A 17,586-nucleotide genomic window follows, 5' to 3' on the forward strand; every position below is an offset into this window, starting at 1 on the left:
GGTGTGTGTTCTGGCTGGCAGTGCCGCCGGCGCTAGCCGGACGGCAGGGTTTACATGGTATGGGTGGGGCGGCTGGAATTGAGCACACCGCCCAGCAGGGTTTCAATCTTGGCCTTGGCCTGGTTGCCGGCATCGCCGTAGGCAAACTCCACACCAATGCCCTGCACACGGCTGTTGTTGGCCCCGGCCGGGGTAATCCACACCACCTTGGCCTGCACGGCAATTTTCTGCGGCTCATCCATCAGCGTCAGCAACAGGAAGACTTCTTCACCCAGTTTCATTTCCTTGTTGGTAGGAATGAAAATCCCCCCGGTTTTCAGGAAAGGCATGTAGGCCGCAAACAGGGCACTGCGCTCCTTGATGTGCAGCGACAGCACGCCGGGGCGTGCGGAATCGGGGCGAGGCGTATTGTCCATTGCGCATATCCGCTATTGATGATTGAAGCGCCGAGTTGTTCGGCAGCCTGTTGCATGGCAAGTACTTCCGGGGCAGACCATGTCAGCCTTGGCGGCCACCGGCAAAAATCTTCAGGTAATCCATCAGCAAGGCTTCCAGCTGCAGCCGGGTATTGAGCGTGTGCTGACCAAATGGAGCCAGCTGCTGCAAGGCATCCTGGCAGCGCATCAGGGCCACCGGGTCACAACGCTGTACCAGTGCCTGCAACACCTGCTGCTTGTCTGGATGATAGCGGACAATCCCCGCCAGACTCAAACCAGCCAGATCATGCAGCCATTTCATCAGCCAGCCCAGCGGAATGGCCAGGGGCAGCTTTTGCTTGTCCACCAGCTCGGCCAGGCTGAGGATGCTGGCGAATGTCGGTTGCCCCAGCCCGTCAATGAACTGGCTGCGCAACTTGGCCAGAACCGGGTCGTGGTCAAACAAGGGCGCGCCACCGTTATGTGCCAGTTCGGTCGCCGCATTTTCCACCCCTTGTTGCTGCAACCAGGCCAACGCCTGGGCTGGCGTGGGCGCAGACAACGGAAACTGGCGGCAACGGCTGCGAATGGTAGGCAACAGGCGCTGGGCAGCCTGTGCCACCAGCAGGAACAGTACATCCTGCGGCGGCTCTTCCAGGATTTTCAGCAAGGCATTGGCGGCTGCCGGGTTCAGGTTTTCTGCCGGTTCCACCACGATGATGCGTCGCCCGGCACGGTGGGCAGTGAGGTGGGCAAACTCGATGACTTCACGCACCGCTTCAATCTTGATCAAGGGTAGCTTGCGGCCGGGTTTGGCTTCCTTGCCCTCTTCTTCGTCATCGGTTTGCGGGGACAGGCGACGGAAGTCCGGATGGGTGCCGTGGGCAAACCAGCGGCAGGCCTCGCACTGGCCGCAGGGCTGATGGTCGGCTTGCAGTTGTTCGCACAGCAGCGACTGGGCCAGATGCAGGGCGAACTCCAGCTTGCCGGTGCCGGCCGGGCCGATGAACAGCCAGGCATTGGGCAGGCGGGCCCGTTCTGCGTTCAGGCGTTGCCAGTCCTGCTCTTGCCAGGGAAACAGCATCAGCGTTGCTCCAGCAAGGCGGCCAGATGACCGGCAATGTCCTGTTGCAACTGGGCAATGCTGCGGGTGGCATCCAGAATGCGAAAGCGGGAATCCGCGGCGGCACGCTGCAAGTAGGCATCACGCACGCGCTGGTGGAAGTCGGCCTTTTCCTGCTCGAAACGGTCCAGCTGGCGACTGCCGGCCATGCGCTGGCTGGCCACATCCAGCGGTACATCAAACAGCAGGGTGAGGTGAGGTTGCAGGCCTTGCTGTACCCAGTCTTCCAGCGCGGCAATGCGCTCGGTCGGCACGCCGCGTCCGCCACCCTGAAAGGCAAAGGTGGAATCGGTAAAGCGGTCGGACACCACCCAGCGGCCGGCCTGCAGCGCAGGACGGATCACACTGGACACCAGTTGCTGGCGCGAGGCAAACATCAGCAGGGTTTCGGCATCCAGTGACACCTCGGTATCCACCGCCAGCAGCAAGGCGCGGATTTGCTCGCCCAGCGGCGTGCCACCGGGCTCACGGGTAAATTCGGCTGCAATGCCATGTGTACTCAACCAGTCGCGGATAAAGCCCAGGTGGGTGCTTTTGCCGGCACCGTCTATGCCTTCCAGCGTGATGAAGCAGCCAGTCCGACTAGTCATTGGAGCCTTTCTTGAGAATGTATTTGCGCACCGCCTGATTATGCTCGTCCAGCGTGGCCGAGAAATAAGAGCTGCCATCACCCTTGGCCACAAAATAAAGGGCCGAGGAGTTGGCCGGATTGGCCGCTGCTTCCAGCGCGGCCTTGCCGGGCATGGCGATGGGCGTGGGCGTCAGGCCGTTGCGGGTATAGGTATTGTAGGGCGTGTCGCGGCGCAAGTCGGCCTTGCTGATATTGCCATGATAGGCGCTGCCCATGCCGTAAATGACCGAAGGGTCGGTCTGCAGGCGCATGCCCTTGTTCAGGCGATTGACAAACACCGCGGCCACCAGCGGACGGTCTGCGTCCAGCGAGGTTTCCTTTTCCACCAGGCTGGCCATGATCAGCAATTCATACGGCGTGTGATAAGGCAGATCGGCCTTGCGTGCCGACCAGGCGGCATCCAGCTTTTGCTGCATGGTGTTGTAGGCGCGGCGATAGAGTTCCAGATCACTGCTGCCGGGGGTGAACAGATAGGTGCTGGGGAAGAACAGGCCCTCGGCCTGCACGCCATCCAGCCCCAGTTGTTGCAGCAACTGGGCATCAGTCAAATCGCGCGCTTCGTGTTTGATGTCCGGATTGCGGTCAATCGCCTGACGGAACTGGCGGAAATTCCAGCCTTCAATCAAGGTCAGGCTGGCCTCATCCGGGTGGCCGTCGGCCAGGCGCTGCAGGATGTCCCACATCGATGCACTATCGCTGAACTGGTACAAACCGGCCTTGATCTTGCGGTCCATGCCCTGCATGCGGCCCAGCAGCATCATGATGTTGCGGTTGCGGATCACTCCTTCATCCGCCAGGCTGCGCGCCACCTGACCCAGCGTGCGATTGGGGCCGATGGTCAGCTTGTAGGGGGATTGCGGCAGGTCGACCGGAATGACCACCACCCAGCCCAGCCAGGCAACAGCGGTGAGCACGGCCAGCAACAGGATGCGAGGCCACAAGGCGGGGGATTTTCGTCTGGGTTTGGCAGGCACGGCAGATATCGACGACAAGGTGATTGGGCAAGGGTGTGATGATACCAGCAAGGGCCGTCGCTGGCATGCCACATGGGACGGATCGCCGTGTGCCTGCCATGGACCGGTTTTGCATGCGAGCCAGCAACACATTGTCATGACGGCTATAGTAAGCGCTGTGCCTGGCCGCCAATTAAGAGGGAACTCCCGGCCCGCCGCCTTCTCCCATGCTGCACACCACATACCGGAGACACCCGCAATGAAACCGTTTTTCCGCCTTGCCTGCGCCATCATCGCCCTGGGCCTCAGCCACCACGCCATGGCCGGGGAAAATCCGCAGCACCTGTTTGATCTGCCGCCGGAAGCCTTTCAGCCCAACCCGAAAGTGCCCGGCCAGATGATTTATCTCAAACCCGGCACCGATCTGAAACAGTACCACGCGGTCATTCTGGAACCGCTGTCCTTCCTGGAGCGGCAGAACGACGGCAATTGGCAACTCTTGGTCTCCGCCGAAAAAAACAAGATAGACAGCTTGTACCGCATGAGCATGGAAACGGCACTGCGCAAGGAGAAAATCCGGGTGGTTACCGAGCCGGGGCCGGGTGTGGCACGCCTGCGCCTGGCGGTGACCGGCTTCCAGCAGGACAAGCCGGGCCTGGCGGTCAGCGACATCCTGCCGATCAAGGCTGCGTTCAATCTGGCACGTTTTGCCACCGGCACCGACCCCTATCTGCTGAAGGTGTCCACCATGGGCCAACTGGAAGACTCGCAGGAGCACACCTTGCTGGCCGGCGGCGTCAATCTGATCGAGAACCCGGGCAGCAAGACCAGGGATGAAGCGATTACCGCGGATTTGCTGAAGAAGATGATCAAAAACTGGACGGCCAAGAACGCCAGCCAACTGGCACAGGCGCTGTCGCCCGCCAATTGAGGCTATCAGGAACAAATTCTGACAAGCGTTGTAACAATCCGTAATGGATAAGGCAGTAAAATCGGTTTATGTTACGCTGCACAAGCAGCAGAACATTCTGCTTGTTAACCGGGATGCTTCCCACTCAACCAAAAGGAAACTGCAATGCGCAAATTCGTGATGATGGCACTGTTGACCCTGGCCACCGCCAATGTTGCTCTGGCAGCCGATGCCAGCTGTGACGCCAAGCAGCCGAGAAGAAACTGGCTGGTGCCGCCAAGGCCAGCTTCCTGAAGAAATGTGAGAAGGACAGCAAGGCTGCTGCACCGCAAGCCATGTGCGAAGGCAAGGCCGCCGACAAGAAACTGGCTGGCGCCGCCAAGAACAGTTTTGTGAAGAAGTGCGTGAAAGACGCTGCTTCCGCAGCCAAGTAAGCATGCCGGCGGGCCGGACCGGCCCGCCATCCACTCCCCACTCCCCACTCCCCAGCTCCAGCTCCAGCTCCAGCTCCAGCTCCAGCTCCAGCTCCAGCTAAAAACTTGCCTCATCCGCTTATCCACGTCAAAATACATCGGATGATTGGATGAATAGAGACAAACCATGCCGCCACTGCACCAAGCCAGACGCTCGCTGGTAGACCTTGCCGTCGAAGATATCGGCCAGCGCCTTGCCGCCGGTCAATGGCCGGTCGACAGCCGCATCCCCACCGAACCGGAACTGGCAGCCTTGCTGGGCATCAGCCGCAACACCGTACGCGAGGCCGTGCGGGTATTACTGTATGCCGGCTTGCTGGAGGTGCGGCAGGGAGACGGTACCTATGTCCGGGCCACCACCAGCCCGGCCGAGGCCATGCGCGCCATCAGCCGGGCCAGCCTGCGCGAGCAGCTGGAAGTCCGCGCCCTGCTGGAAGAACATACCGCCCGCCTGGCCGCACAACGCGCCAGTCCACAGGATGTGGCACGCATCGCCCACCTGCTGACGGTACGCGGCGAGCAACAGCAGTATCCGGACGCCGCCGACTTCATCCACCGTGACCTGGACTTTCACCTGGCCATTGCCGAGGCCAGTGGCAATGCGGCACTGGCCGAGCTGTACCGCTATTTCACCCTGACGGTGCAGGACAGCATTCTGCGCACCATGCATGACGAAGCCCTGCCCGACCCCGACCTGGCCTCGCATCAGGCCATTGTCGATGCCATTGCCAATGGTGATGGCAAGGCCGCCGGTGCTGCCGCCGCCGCAGTCACCCGCCCCCTGCTACAGATACTGGACAGCCTGTTGCCGGTCAGCCCGGCCAGCACCACCCCACCGACAACTGCACGAGATTGAGCATGCCCCCTCCATTACCCAGCAACAGCAAGCTGTTGGCAGAAGAACTACTGATCGATGCCGAAATCGACGACGAGGGCGTGCAGCAACAAGCCCCTCCCGCCCGCACACGCGCCATGCTGGTGCTGGGCATGGTGCTGATCGGCATCAATCTGCGCCCTGCTCTTTCCAGCCTGGCTCCGGTGCTGGACCAGGTAAAGCACGACCTTGGCCTGACAGCCACCATGGCCAGCCTGCTCACCACCCTGCCGGTGCTGTGTCTGGGCCTGTTCGGCCCGCTGGCACCGCAACTGGCGCGCCGCTTTGGCAGTGAACGCAGCATTGCCGGCGCGCTGTTGCTGCTGAGCATCGGCATCCTGCTGCGCAGCCAGCTGGGTTATGTCGGCCTGCTGCTGGGTGCCTTGTTGTCCGGCGCGGCCATCGGTATTTGCGGTGTGCTGCTGCCTGGCATTGTCAAACGGGATTTTGCCGACCGGGCCGGGCTGATGACCGGGGTGTATACCATGGCCCTGTGTCTGGGTGCCGCGCTCGCAGCCGGTGCCACCGTGCCGCTGGATCAGCTGTTTGGCCACAGCTGGCAAGCGGCACTGGCGTTCTGGGCCACACCGGCCTTGCTGGCGTTGATTGCCTGGTGGCCACAGCTGTCAGGCCGGCAAGCACAGCATGCCGGCCACTGGCAGGTCAGCGGCTTGTGGCGCGATCCACTGGCCTGGCAAGTCACCGCCTATATGGGCTTGCAGTCTTCGCTGTCTTACATCGTGTTTGGCTGGATGCCGTCCATGCTGATCGAACGGGGCCTCTCGCCCTTGCAAGCCGGGCTGCTGATGTCACTGTCCATCATGACGCAGGTGCTTTCCTCGCTGGGCGTTCCCTTGCTGGCACAGCGCGGAGTCGACCAGCGCCTGCCGATTGCCTGCGTGATGAGTTTCACCCTGGCCGGGCTGCTGGGCATGCTGTATGCGCCGGTTGGCCAGCTTTGGGCGTGGGCGGTATTGCTGGGCATCGGTCAGGGCGGTGCCTTCAGCATGGCCCTGAGCCTGCTGGTATTGCGTGCGCCGGATGCACATGTGGCCGCCCATCTGTCCGGGATGGCCCAGGGCGTGGGCTATACCGTGGCCGCATGCGGCCCGCTGGCCGCCGGCATCATCCACGACATGGCAGGCAACTGGGCACCGGTGGGCTGGTTGTTTGGCGGCATTGCCGTGACAGCGCTCTGTTCCGGCGTGCTGGCAGGCAGAAAGAAAACGGTGAAGGCACAAGCCCGGCGTCTGGATTGAATCCGGACGCAGCGCTTGCCTGTCAGGCGTGCGGCCGGGCCACCACCCCATAACGCTGCCACAGCTCAGCCAGACTGTGCCGGCTCAGGGGTAAGGGGTGTTCCGCCAGTTGCAAGCTGGCCGGCAGGCGGGTAGTGTCGCCATCCCAACCGGCCAGGCCTGCAGCGGCGATGTCCGGCAGGTCGCGATCATCCACCACGGCCAGTTCTCCGGCGATTTCGATGAACAGCTGTCCGTCCTCGGTCATGAAAGCCTCGCGGGCCTGTACATCATCGTCACACGGCAGGGTTTGCCAGCGGCCATCCTGCAGACGTGCCACCAGCGGTGCGGCATCCAGGCTGACAAACACTTTTTGCGGCCCGTTCTGCACGTAGTAGCGGCCCTGGGCATCACGGCTGTAATTGCGGTTAAAAAAAGCCACCATGCCATCGTGGCTCAGCCTTTCCTCCCGTATCCACCACTGGCCGCGGGCATCCAGCCGCAACCAGCCGAATACCGCCGGGACATTGGGCCACTTGGCCATGGCAGCCAATACCTGGGAATCCATCTCCAAACTCCTTGCAGGCTTTCCTGCCTGCTTTGTCATGGCACGGCGTCGCCTGACGCCGCTCATACGGAACGCAATACCGCCAGTGGTGAAGTACGTGTCACCCGACCCACCAGGGGCCACCCTGCCAGCATGACCACCAGCATGCCACAGCCCATGCCCAAAGGCAGCAAGCCTGCATTGATGCTCCACGGCAGGTTGAACAACTTGCTGGCGGCAATTCCACCCACACCCATCGCCCCCAGTGCGGCCAGCAGGCCCGTGAAGGCCCCCAGCCAGGCCAGTTCGGCCAGAATCACCGCACGGACCTGACGGTCCGACGCGCCCAGTGCGCGCATCAGGGCAATATCGAACAGGCGCTCGTCACGGGTGGCAGCCAGTGCCGCCCACAACACCAGCACACCGGCCGCCAGCGCCAGCACAAACATGGCTTCGATGGCACGGGTCAGCTTGTCCACCATGGCCCGCACCTCATCCAGAATAGCGCTGACATCGATGATGCTGATATTGGGGAAGGCCGCAACCAGCCGGTTGGCAAAGTCTTCCTGTGCAGCATCCAGACGGAAGCTGCTGATCCAGCTGGCTGGCTGCTGTTGCAACAGGGATGGCGGGGCCAGCACGAAGAAATTCACCCGGAAACTGTCCCAGGCCACGCTGCGCAGGCTGGTGACCCTGGCGCGGTATGTCGTGCCGCCGATATCAAATGCCAGCGTGTCGCCCAGCCTGATGCCCAGTGTTCTGGCCAGACCCTGCTCCACGGAAAACTGCGGCCTGGCTTTTGCTTGCCACCACTGACCGGACAGGATTCGGTTGCCTTCCGGCAGCTCATCCCGCCAGGAAAGATTGAATTCACGCTCGGCCAGCCGCCTTGCCTGCTCGTCCTGCAGTGCCGAAGGCCGTACCGGCTTGTCATTGATGGCCAGCAGGCGGCCACGAATCATCGGCGACAAGGCCGGTGCCGGCAGGCCAGCCGTCACAAACTGCTGTTGCAGGGCGGCACGCTGGCCTTGCTGGATATTGATGACAAACTTGTTGGGCGCATCGGCAGGCACACTTTTTTGCCAGGCGGCAATCAGGTCGTCACGCACCACGGTAAGGGTGAGCAAGGCCATGATGCCCACCGCCAATGCCACGATCTGCACAATGGCCAGCCAGGGACGGCGCGCCAGGTTCGCCACCCCGTAACGCCAGCCCACCTGCCGCCCTGCGGGCAGGCGTCGCAGCAAGGACAACATGCCCCAGGCCAGCAGGCCGACACCGGCAAAAAAAGCCAGCATGCCACCCAGCAGCCAGGCAGCCAGTACCACATCGTCCATCTGCCATGCCGCCAGCAGCAACAACACCAGCACGGCCAGCAAGGGTGCCACCAGACTGCTGTGCAGCAGCGGGACGTCATTGCGCAGCACCGCCAGCGGCGATACCTGACGAATCGCCAGCAGCGGCGGCAGCGCGAGGCCAGCCAGTAACAGCAGCGATGCCGCAGGCCCCAGCAGCCAGCTTTGCCAGCCAGGGTTGGGCAGTACTTCACCAACAAAACGGCTGCTCAGCTGCATCAGGCCCAGCTGTACGGCAAAACCGGCCAGCGTGCCCAGCACACCACTGAGCAGGCCCAGTAACAGGAACAGGCAGACAAACAGGCCCAGCACCTCGGATGAGGTCAGCCCCATGCAGCGTAATACCGCGACCGGCTGCCAGTGCCGTGCCAGATAGCGCCGCACCGCCAGCGCCACGGCGGCGGCGGACAGGGCTACGGTCAGCATGGCGGTGAGGCCAAGAAAGCGTCGGGCCCGCTCCAGTGCGGTGCGGATTTCCGGGCGTGCTTCTTCCACGTTTTCCAGGCGGCTGCCAGCTGGCAAACGCGCCGCCAGCCATTGCCGCAGGTCGCTGATCTGACGGTCATCCCCGGCCAGCATCAGCCGCCAGCGCGCACGGCTGCCTTCCTGAATCAGCCCGGTGGCGGCCAGGTCGGCACTGTTGAACATCAGCCGTGGAACAAAATTGTACAAATCCATGGCGCCATCCGGCTCGCGCAGGATTTCGCCATCCAGTTGCAGCGCGATATTGCCGACATTGATGCGCTCACCCAGCTTCACCCCCAGCTTGCGCAGCAGGCGCGCATCAGCCCATACCATGCCTGCCGCCGGATGCAGCCTGCCCGTCTGCAACTGGCCGTCCACCCGGCGCACGGTCACTTCACCGCGCAGGGGATAGCTGTTGCTGACCGCCTTGTAAGTGGCCAGCGTAGCCTGGCCCTGGGCAAACACCATGGAGGGAAAGCTGATGTTATCGGCTACTTGCAGGCCGCGACGTTGTGCTTCCTGACGGATGGCAGCCGGTGCCGGCTGATTGCCATTAAGCACCAGGTCAGCCGCCAGCAGCTGGGTGGCCTGGGTGGTGAGCGCCCGCGCCACCCGGTCGGAAAAGAAGCTGACACTGGTCAGCGCAGTCACCGCCACCAACAGCGCGAGGGCCAGAATGCTCAGCTCGCCGGAGACGATTTCCCGCCGCACAAAGCGGGCAGCCAGCAACAGGCGGCTCCACCAGCTCATGCACGCGCTCCATTCAGACGGCCATCCACCAGACGGTAGATGGCATCGCAACGGCTGGCCAGCTCATTGTCGTGAGTCACCAGCACCAGCGAGGTATGCTGTTCGCTATTGAGCTGGAACAACAGGTCGATGATCTGGCGGCCGGTGGCGGCATCCAGATTCCCGGTCGGTTCGTCGGCAAACAGGATGCCCGGATGGATGGCAAAGGCACGCGCCAGCGCCACGCGCTGCTGCTCGCCACCGGACAGGTGCCTGGGGTAATGGCGCAGCCGGTGTGCCAGGCCGACATGGCCCAGCATCTGGCTGGCGGTGTCACGCGCATCCTTGTGCCCGGCCAGCTCCAGCGGCAGCATCACATTTTCCAGGGCGGTCAGTTGCGGCATCAGCTGGAAATTCTGGAACACGAACCCCACCTTGTCCCTGCGCAGCAAAGCGCGGCCATCCTCGCTCAGGCCGGACAGTGACTGGCCAAACAGGGAGACATCGCCCTGACTGGGCTGGTCCAGTCCGGCCAGCAAGGACAGCAAGGTGGATTTGCCAGAACCGGAAGCCCCGACAATGGCCACGCTCTCCCCCGCTTGTACGCTCAGGCTGGCCGCGTGCAGGATGTCCAGCGGCGCGCCGTTGAAAACAACTTGTTTGGCCAGATCCCGCGCCGACAATACCGCCTTGTCATGTATTGGAGTCATATGCTTTCTGCAAAATTGAAGCTGTGGTGCACGCTGTGCATCAGCCTGCTGGCCTTGCCGGTCAGCGCCGCCACCATTCTGGTGATGGGCGACAGCCTGTCGGCCGGTTACGGCCTGACACCGGGGCAAGGCTGGGTCAGCCTGTTACAACAGGATCTGGAGCCAAAGCACCGGATTATCAATGCCAGCATCTCGGGCGAAACCAGCGACGGGGGCCTTGCGCGGCTGCCTGATGCCTTGCGCCGTCACAAACCCGACATCGTGGTGCTGGAACTGGGTGCCAACGATGGCCTGCGTGGCTTGCCGCTGAACCGCATGGAAAACAACCTGCAGCAGATGGTAGACCTGTCGCGCAAGGCGGCGGCCCGGGTGGTGCTGGTGGGCATGGCCTTGCCAAGCAACTATGGCCCGCAATACACCGCAGAGTTCCGCGCGGTGTACGACCGTGTTGCCAAGCGCAATCAGCTGGCCTACGTTCCGCTGCTGGTAGCCGGCTTTGCCACCGACATCAGCAAATTCCAGCCGGATGGGCTGCACCCGGTAGCCAGCGTACAAGCTACCATGATGCACACCGTCAAGGCCAAGCTGCCCTTGAAATAAAACTTCAGGAAGAGTGGGAGAAACCCTGCAGCACAGGGGTGGCCAGCTCGCTGGCCATGCAGATGCGATTGCGGCCGCGATGCTTGGCGGCATAGAGCGCCATGTCGGCCTGTTGCAGGCTGTGGTTAACCGGGTCGCCAGGCTGACAGGCCACCACGCCGGCTGAAACGGTTTGCTGCCAGGAGGCCGGCAGCGCTTCCCAGCGCGAGGTCGACAGTTGCTGGCGAATGGCATCCAGCACGGTGGCCAGTTCCGCCGCCGGCTGCTGCGGTGCCAGCACGACAAACTCCTCTCCCCCGTAACGGTACAGCTGCATTCCGTCCGGCAGCAATTCACACACCTTGTGTACCAGTTGCTCCAGCACGGCATCGCCAGCCTGATGACCAAAAGTGTCATTCACCTGCTTGAAGTGGTCCAGGTCCAGAATGGACAACGACCAGCCCTGTCCGTTTTCCGCACTCTGGGCGGCATACAGGTCCAGTTGACGACGCAATGCCCGCTGATTGAAACAGCCGGTCAGCGCATCACACTCCAGCAAGCGCTCGCCCTCGGCCAGTGCGGTTTGCAATGCCAGGCGATTCTGTTCCAGGCTTTCGCGCTTCATGCTGGCCTGCACATGCATTTCCACCAGCTGCTCCATCATGCTTTGATTGGCATGTTTGAGTTGTACCGTCTCGAACAGGGTCTGGCGGAAGCCGCGCACAAAACGCCATTGCGACAACAGGTACAACACCACACCCAGCAGGGCGACCATCTCCAGCCGCTGTCCGTCATTGAGCAAGGAAAACACCGGGAAAGCCCAGAACGCGGCAAAAAACAGCACATGGATATCGCGACAGGCGGACATCATGATGCACAGCAAGGCAAAAATGCCGGACACCCACAGCAGCAGCAGCATTTCATAAGGCCGGTCCGGCTCGATGGGTGCCATGAACCAGATACAACTGCCCCACAACAGGCTGCTGGCCAGCAGGCAATCCCGGATGGCCGGATAGTACTGATACACCACCAGCGGATGGGTATCGTGCTGGCGGAAGCTGCGTACCACCAGAATCAGCCGCCATTCCACCAGCCAGAACAGCGCCATCCAGCACAGCATGCGCCACAGTGAGGCGTGTTCGTAGGCAATCCAGGCAAGCACGGGCGTGCTGCACACCGCAGGGCCGATGGAATGGTAGGCCGCATCGACAAAATAACGGGTCAGATCGGCCTCTTCACGCCAGTGCGGGCTTTCCTGTTGCAGATACGCCAGCCGCTTCATGCCAGCCCCCTGACCAGTTGCCGGGCCAGCGCCTCGGTCAGTACCTGATTGCGTCCTGCCCGCTTGGCGGCATACAGCAAGTCATCCGCCCGCTTGATCATCTGCGGCAAGTCCAGGCCCACCTGCCAGTGCATCAGTCCCATCGACACCGTCACCCCGCGCGAACCCAGCAAGCCGGACCAATCATGCCGGGCGATGTCCTCCCGGATGCTCTCCAGCCGCAACATGGCCGCCTCGAGGTTCATTCCTTCCAGCAGCAGCATGAATTCCTCGCCACCATAGCGGCCTAGGCTGTCGTTGCAGCGCATTTGCGCGCCAACCAGGCGACAAACCTGGCGCAGGACTTCATCCCCCACCAGATGCCCGTAACCATCATTGATGGATTTGAAATGATCCAGGTCCAGCATGGCCAAACAGAAGGGTTTGCCCGCTGCCGCCTCCACCAGGCGGTGCTCTGCCTGAATCATGATGGCGCGCCGGCTCAACACCCCGGTCAGCGGGTCATGCGCCACCAGGGTTTCCACGCGCGCCAGCGCAATATCCAGCTCGCGACCACGCTGCTCCAGCTGCTGGTTGTACTGGTCCAGCGTTTCCTGCTGGGCCGTCATGTCTTGCAGCAAACGGTTGTTCTCTTCGCGAACCGCATAGTTCTCGCGCAAATAACGATGCAAGGGCCAGGTCATGGTAATCAGCACGACGGTAAACAACAGCACAGACAAACCAGCCAGGTGCAGCACCGGGGAATCAGCCATCCACAAGCGCGGAAGCACGGTCAGCAACATCAGGCCGAGCACCATCAAGGGCAGGTAACGGATACCTGTCAGATAAGCGGCATATGACGCGGCAACTGCTGCCAGCCACAGCATGACCACGATCAGGTAGAGCGGATCCCCATCCGGCACCAGCCACCAGACGGCACTGCCCCACCAGATGCCGGCCAGGGTGGTCATCAGGACAAAACCGTGAAACTGACGAAGTGTCAGCCCAGCGCCAGTGGCAGCGTTCAAGTAATGCCTGATGGATTGGAGATAGAGACACTGCCAGCTGATCAGCACGCCCCACCAGAGCAGGATATTACGCAGGGGCGCATGCCAGGACAGGGCAAGTGCCAGCAAAGCTCCGCCCACCATGGAATAAGGCAGCGCAGCGCGAAAGCGCTTGATGATGTGCAACTGGACTGCTGCATCCTCTCCGGATGGAGACGTGCTCAAATTGGCCTCCGCTGTCTGTGCGATCTGTTAATAAGATATAGCAGATCACATGAAAAACCCCGCGCAATGGCGGGGTTCAGACAACAGGGCAGACCGGTCATGCCGGTCAGCAAGGCTGCTTACAGCTGGGCGGCGTTTTCAGCCAGGTAGGAAGCAACGCCTTCGGCGCTCGGCTTCATGCCCTTCTTGCCCTTGTTCCAGCCAGCCGGGCACACTTCGCCGTGTTCTTCGGTGAATTGCAGCGCGTCTACCATGCGGATCATTTCATCCACATTGCGGCCCAGCGGCAGGTTGTTGACAACCTGATGCTGTACCACGCCAGCCTTGTCGATCAGGAAGGAACCACGGAAGGCAACGCCACCGTCGGCTTCCACATCAAAGGCCTTGCACAGGTCGTGCTGGATGTCGGCCACCAGGGTGTAGCCAACTTCGCCGATGCCACCCTTTTCCACCGGGGTGTTGCGCCATGCAGCGTGGGTGAACTGGCTGTCGATGGACACGCCGATCACTTCCACATTGCGGGCCTTGAATTCAGCCAGACGGTGATCGAAAGCGATCAGCTCGGACGGGCAGACGAAGGTGAAGTCCAGCGGGTAGAAAAACACCACGGCGTATTTGCCGGCAGTGGCTTCCTGGAAGGAGTAGTTGTCAACGATCTGACCATCGCCCAGAACGGCGGAGAAGGTTTTTTCACCAGCGAAGAACGGTGCTTGCTTACCAACGAGTACGGCCATGCGGATCTCCTTGCGTTGTTGATATGACAGCGTCTGCGGTATCGGGCAATACGCAAACGCTGCGGAATGCGGGGGCTTTATAAATCAGGCGGCAGAGGACGAGCAAATTGTAAATCCATATCGTGTCGATAAAGTTTCACAATGAATACCGCCGAAAATGACTACCCATGACAGATGAGGTCAGCCATTGCCGGTTTCAAGCCTTGCTTTCCGGACAGCTTCTGCCTGACTGCTTGCAGCATGAAAAAACGACACCTGGGTGTCCGTTCTTGTGTGCTGCCATTGCCATCAGGCTCAGGCTGCCGGTTCGGCTTTCTGACGCAGACGCAGGTTCAGTTCGCGCAGCTGCTTGTCGTCCACCGCATTCGGTGCGTTGGTCAGCAGGCACTGGGCGCGCTGGGTCTTGGGGAAGGCAATCACGTCGCGGATGGACTCGGCTCCGGCCATCAGGGTAACCAGTCGGTCCAGACCAAAGGCCAGACCACCATGCGGCGGTGCGCCGAACTTCAGGTTGTCCAGCAGGAAGCCGAACTTGTTCTGCTGCTCTTCCGGGGTGATCTTCAGCGCAGCGAATACCTTTTCCTGCACATCGGCACGGTGAATACGCACCGAACCACCACCGATTTCCCAACCGTTCAGCACCATGTCATAGGCACGTGCCAGGCAAGCACCCGGATCGGTGTCCATCAGGTCTTCGTGACCCGGTTTCGGGCTGGTGAACGGATGGTGGCAGGCAGTCCAGCGGTCGGCTTCTTCGTCGTGTTCGAACATCGGGAAGTCCACCACCCACAGCGGACGCCATTCGCGTACGAAGTAACCACCCTTCTCGCCATGCTCGTGGCCAATCTTGATACGCAGCGCGCCAATGGCTTCGTTCACCACCTTGGCCTTGTCGGCACCAAAGAAGATGATGTCGCCGTTATCAGCACCGGTACGGGCGATGATTTCTTCCAGCGCAGCCACCGACAGGAACTTGACGATCGGGGATTGCAGGCCGCTGGTTTCGTCGTTGGTGATCTTGCTCTTGTCGTTGACCTTGATGTAAGCCAGGCCCTTGGCACCATAGATGCCGACAAACTGGGTGTATTCGTCGATTTCCTTGCGCGACAGGGCAGCACCACCCGGTACACGCAGGGCCACCACGCGGCCGTTCGGCAGATCAGCGGCACCGCGGAATACCTTGAATTCCTCGGTCTTCATCAGGTCGGTCAGCTCGGTGAACTTGAGCGACACGCGCAGGTCCGGCTTGTCCGAGCCGTAGTAGAACATGGCATCGTTGTAAGTCATGCGCGGGAACTTGCCCAGCTCGACATTCATCACGTCGCGGAAGATTTCCTGCGCCATGTTTTCGGTGATGTCCATGATCTCGTCCTCGTTCAGGAACGAGGTTTCGATATCGATCTGGGTGAATTCGGGCTGACGGTCAGCACGCAGGTCTTCGTCGCGGAAGCACTTGGTGATCTGGTAGTAGCGGTCGAAGCCGGCCACCATCAGCAGCTGCTTGAACAGCTGCGGCGATTGCGGCAGGGCAAAGAACTCGCCCGGATGCACGCGGGACGGCACCAGGTAGTCACGCGCACCTTCCGGTGTGGAGCGGGTCAGCATCGGCGTTTCGATATCGATGAAGCCCTGCTTGTCCAGGTGATTACGCACGCCCATGGCCACGCGGTAGCGCAGGCGCAGGTTCTTTTGCATCGGGGCGCGACGCAGGTCGATCACGCGGTTCAAGAGACGCACGTTTTCCGAGATGTTCTCGTCGTCGATCTGGAACGGCGGGGTGGCGGCGCTGTTGAGGATTTCGATTTCCTTGGCCAGGATTTCGATTTCGCCGGAAATCATCTTGCTGTTGGCAGTACCGGCCGGGCGCTCGCGCACGATGCCGGTGATGGCCAGCACGTACTCGTTACGGCTGCTGTCGGCCAGCTTGAAGGCTTCCGGGGTATCCGGGTCAATCACCACCTGTACCAGGCCTTCGCGGTCGCGCAGGTCGATGAAGATCACACCACCGTGGTCACGGCGACGATGCGCCCAACCTTTCACGGTGACGGTCTGGCCGAGGTATTTCTTGTCAATAAGTCCGCAGTAGTCGGTACGCATCGGGTAACCCTTAGTATTGAATTCTGTATTGGTCATTCTGAATGAAACGAGCGTCTGCCGGACCATGCCGGCAGAACGCTTAAGCTTGCTGGTTCTTGTTGCCACCCTGGGCATCAGGTGCCGGGGCGGGAACCACCACACCCATGGAAATCACGTACTTGAGGGCATCATCCACACTCATGGCCAATTCGCGTGTATCGCGCTTGGGCACCATGATGAAATAGCCGGAAGTCGGGTTCGGTGTGGTCGGCACATACACACTGACGTGTTCTTCCTCGCCCATTTGCGCCACCACCTGCGGTGCCGGCGAACCGGTCTGGAAGGCTACCGTCCAGCTGTCCTGGTGTGGCCAGCGCACCAGCAGGGCCTTTTTGAAGGCCTGGCCGGAATCCGACAGCAGCGTGTCGCTCACCTGCTTGACGCTGCTGTAGATGGACTTGACGAAGGGCGTACGCGACATCAGGCCATGCCAGAAATCCACCAGCCTTTGCCCCAGCACGTTGGCGGCCAGCATGCCGGTGCCCAGCAGCATCAGGAAGGCAAACACCACGCCCAGGCCCGGAATGCTGAAACCGAACAGCTGTTCGGGCTGCCATTCATGCGGCAGCAGGTTCAGCGTCTGGTCCAGGGAGCCAATGATCAGGCTCAGCACCCACAGGGTGATACCCAGCGGCAGCCAGATCAGCAGGCCGGCAACCAGGTAGCCCCGTACGGTCATTTTGATGTGTGTCATGGGGGTTTAAGCGCACCCGCCGCCGCAAGAGCCGTTGCCACAGCTGTGACCGCCGCCGCCGGAGCTGCCGTTCTTGAAGTCGGTTTCATACCAGCCGGAACCCTTCAGCTGGAAACCGGCAGCAGACAGCTGCTTGTGATAGTCGGCACTGCCACAAGCCGGGCACTGGGCGATCGGATCGTCGCTCATCTTCTGCAAATGTTCCTTTGCTGCGCCACAGGCGGTGCAGCGGTATTCGTAGATCGGCATATTCCTTGCTCCAACCACTATCTAAATGGCATAAATGGCGTATTCTTGCTACAGTGCAACATGAATTTTTGCTACGGTGCAACATAGATTTTGCTACGGTGCACAATAACTCCGGTCATGTGACCTATGATGCAAAATGCGGTCAGGACAGGCAAATGCAAGTCGCCAGCCCGCAAACGGACGATTATATCCGACTGACGCCGCAATACAAAAATGCTGTTTTTCACGCACTCGCAATATCGCGCTGCCAGGATGCATCAAACCCGTCATCGACCCG

18 protein-coding genes are annotated in these 17,586 nt (G+C 61.2%); 5 read left to right on the forward strand and 13 right to left on the reverse strand.

Annotation, left to right across the window (positions count from 1 at the left end; translation table 11 throughout):
- Positions 1 to 50: 50 nt before the first annotated feature.
- The 4 genes from AWT75_RS06235 to mltG all read right to left on the reverse strand — a co-directional run bounded on the left by AWT75_RS06235 (position 51) and on the right by mltG (position 3,111).
- Positions 51 to 416, reverse strand: coding sequence for a PilZ domain-containing protein (locus AWT75_RS06235; protein ID WP_045847245.1), 366 nt, complete (start codon positions 414 to 416; stop codon positions 51 to 53).
- An 82-nt stretch (positions 417 to 498) separates the two neighbouring features.
- Positions 499 to 1,500, reverse strand: a complete 1,002-nt coding sequence (locus AWT75_RS06240; RefSeq protein WP_045847244.1) for a DNA polymerase III subunit delta' — start codon at positions 1,498 to 1,500, stop codon at positions 499 to 501.
- On the reverse strand, positions 1,500 to 2,129 hold the full coding sequence (gene tmk / locus AWT75_RS06245; RefSeq protein ID WP_045847243.1) for a dTMP kinase: 630 nt from the start codon (positions 2,127 to 2,129) through the stop codon (positions 1,500 to 1,502). Before tmk ends, AWT75_RS06240 begins: the two co-directional genes overlap by 1 nt.
- A complete protein-coding gene (gene mltG / locus AWT75_RS06250; RefSeq protein ID WP_052694089.1) occupies positions 2,122 to 3,111 on the reverse strand; it encodes an endolytic transglycosylase MltG in 990 nt (329 codons plus the stop codon). Before mltG ends, tmk begins: the two co-directional genes overlap by 8 nt.
- A gap of 271 nt (positions 3,112 to 3,382) precedes the next feature.
- On the opposite strand from mltG, the gene AWT75_RS06255 reads away from it, so the two are divergent.
- The 4 genes from AWT75_RS06255 (at position 3,383) to AWT75_RS06270 (ending at position 6,639) form a co-directional block, all read left to right on the forward strand.
- Positions 3,383 to 4,054: a DUF3313 domain-containing protein gene (locus tag AWT75_RS06255; RefSeq protein WP_062788269.1), complete on the forward strand. Its 672-nt coding sequence runs from the start codon at positions 3,383 to 3,385 to the stop codon at positions 4,052 to 4,054.
- A 144-nt stretch (positions 4,055 to 4,198) separates the two neighbouring features.
- Positions 4,199 to 4,327, forward strand: a complete 129-nt coding sequence (locus AWT75_RS23420) for a hypothetical protein (RefSeq protein ID WP_275575694.1) — start codon at positions 4,199 to 4,201, stop codon at positions 4,325 to 4,327.
- A 306-nt stretch (positions 4,328 to 4,633) separates the two neighbouring features.
- Positions 4,634 to 5,362, forward strand: coding sequence for a FadR/GntR family transcriptional regulator (locus AWT75_RS06265; protein ID WP_062788272.1), 729 nt, complete (start codon positions 4,634 to 4,636; stop codon positions 5,360 to 5,362).
- A 2-nt stretch (positions 5,363 to 5,364) separates the two neighbouring features.
- Positions 5,365 to 6,639 carry a CynX/NimT family MFS transporter gene (locus AWT75_RS06270; protein WP_062788275.1) on the forward strand — a complete coding sequence of 425 codons (1,275 nt, stop codon included), beginning with the start codon at positions 5,365 to 5,367 and terminating at the stop codon, positions 6,637 to 6,639.
- Between the two features lie 22 nt (positions 6,640 to 6,661).
- On the opposite strand, the gene AWT75_RS06275 is transcribed toward AWT75_RS06270, so the two are convergent.
- The 3 genes from AWT75_RS06275 to AWT75_RS06285 form a co-directional block, all read right to left on the reverse strand.
- On the reverse strand, positions 6,662 to 7,186 hold the full coding sequence (locus tag AWT75_RS06275; protein ID WP_045847238.1) for a DUF2946 family protein: 525 nt from the start codon (positions 7,184 to 7,186) through the stop codon (positions 6,662 to 6,664).
- Positions 7,187 to 7,248: 62 nt separating this feature from the next.
- Positions 7,249 to 9,735 (reverse strand): ABC transporter permease, encoded by a 2,487-nt coding sequence (locus AWT75_RS06280; RefSeq protein WP_062788277.1) that lies wholly within the window; start codon positions 9,733 to 9,735, stop codon positions 7,249 to 7,251.
- On the reverse strand, positions 9,732 to 10,424 hold the full coding sequence (locus AWT75_RS06285) for an ABC transporter ATP-binding protein (protein ID WP_045847236.1): 693 nt from the start codon (positions 10,422 to 10,424) through the stop codon (positions 9,732 to 9,734). Before AWT75_RS06285 ends, AWT75_RS06280 begins: the two co-directional genes overlap by 4 nt.
- Here AWT75_RS06285 and AWT75_RS06290 point away from each other — a divergent pair, their 5' ends adjacent.
- A complete protein-coding gene (locus AWT75_RS06290) occupies positions 10,425 to 11,024 on the forward strand; it encodes an arylesterase (RefSeq protein ID WP_062788279.1) in 600 nt (199 codons plus the stop codon).
- A gap of 4 nt (positions 11,025 to 11,028) precedes the next feature.
- Here the strand turns inward: AWT75_RS06290 and AWT75_RS06295 are convergent, their stop codons facing one another.
- From AWT75_RS06295 to AWT75_RS06320, 6 genes are all read right to left on the reverse strand, one after another.
- Positions 11,029 to 12,285, reverse strand: coding sequence for a GGDEF domain-containing protein (locus AWT75_RS06295; protein WP_052694087.1), 1,257 nt, complete (start codon positions 12,283 to 12,285; stop codon positions 11,029 to 11,031).
- On the reverse strand, positions 12,282 to 13,496 hold the full coding sequence (locus AWT75_RS06300; protein WP_153013255.1) for a GGDEF domain-containing protein: 1,215 nt from the start codon (positions 13,494 to 13,496) through the stop codon (positions 12,282 to 12,284). Before AWT75_RS06300 ends, AWT75_RS06295 begins: the two co-directional genes overlap by 4 nt.
- Before the next feature lie 119 nt (positions 13,497 to 13,615).
- Positions 13,616 to 14,230, reverse strand: coding sequence for a peroxiredoxin (locus AWT75_RS06305; protein WP_045847234.1), 615 nt, complete (start codon positions 14,228 to 14,230; stop codon positions 13,616 to 13,618).
- 294 nt (positions 14,231 to 14,524) lie between these two features.
- On the reverse strand, positions 14,525 to 16,327 hold the full coding sequence (gene aspS / locus AWT75_RS06310) for an aspartate--tRNA ligase (RefSeq protein ID WP_045847295.1): 1,803 nt from the start codon (positions 16,325 to 16,327) through the stop codon (positions 14,525 to 14,527).
- Between the two features lie 79 nt (positions 16,328 to 16,406).
- A complete protein-coding gene (locus AWT75_RS06315; protein WP_062788281.1) occupies positions 16,407 to 17,060 on the reverse strand; it encodes a DUF502 domain-containing protein in 654 nt (217 codons plus the stop codon).
- A 6-nt stretch (positions 17,061 to 17,066) separates the two neighbouring features.
- Positions 17,067 to 17,309, reverse strand: a complete 243-nt coding sequence (locus AWT75_RS06320; protein WP_045847232.1) for an FmdB family zinc ribbon protein — start codon at positions 17,307 to 17,309, stop codon at positions 17,067 to 17,069.
- Positions 17,310 to 17,586: the final 277 nt, after the last annotated feature.

This window comes from Aquitalea pelogenes, assembly GCF_001515305.1.
Classification (GTDB): Bacteria; Pseudomonadota; Gammaproteobacteria; order Burkholderiales; family Chromobacteriaceae; genus Aquitalea; species Aquitalea pelogenes.